The organism is Bartonella capreoli (assembly GCF_902813205.1).
Classification (GTDB): Bacteria; Pseudomonadota; Alphaproteobacteria; order Rhizobiales; family Rhizobiaceae; genus Bartonella; species Bartonella schoenbuchensis.
This window is the reverse complement of the sequence record NZ_CADDZX010000420.1, coordinates 1-380: the sequence shown is the minus strand read 5'-3', so window position 1 is coordinate 380 and position 380 is coordinate 1. Positions and strand designations below refer to the sequence as shown.

At 45.0% G+C, this 380-nt stretch carries 1 pseudogene; it reads left to right on the top strand.

The window, feature by feature from the left end:
* Nucleotides 1-380, top strand: a pseudogene (locus J7R05_RS09085) (transglycosylase SLT domain-containing protein); the annotation flags it as partial.

Sequence of the window (380 nt, the reverse complement as noted above, 5' to 3'; positions counted from 1 at the left end):
CTTTACAACAAAACGGGAGATACTTCGAATGGTATGACACCACAAAACCAAAGCAATGGACAAGCAGCACCAAACGAGGTGGGTCCTTTGCGTGGGGTTGAGAGGCTTCAAAAGACACTTCAAGGTAATCAGGTGGGTCAAGGTGATCAAGGGGGCAACCAATTAATGACATATGACACGCCATTCCCAAACAGAATGATGGCACCTGAAAGCGGAGACAATTTAACAGGACAGGTTATGGAAACCACACCATTGCAAGCACAGGGCATTGATGCAGGTGCTCTTAAAAAAGGCTTTTCCGGTTTGCTTCATTTAATGAGAGAGAATGGAGAAAGACAAAAACAGCAGGCACAGATGGTACAGCAACAAATGTTACAGCA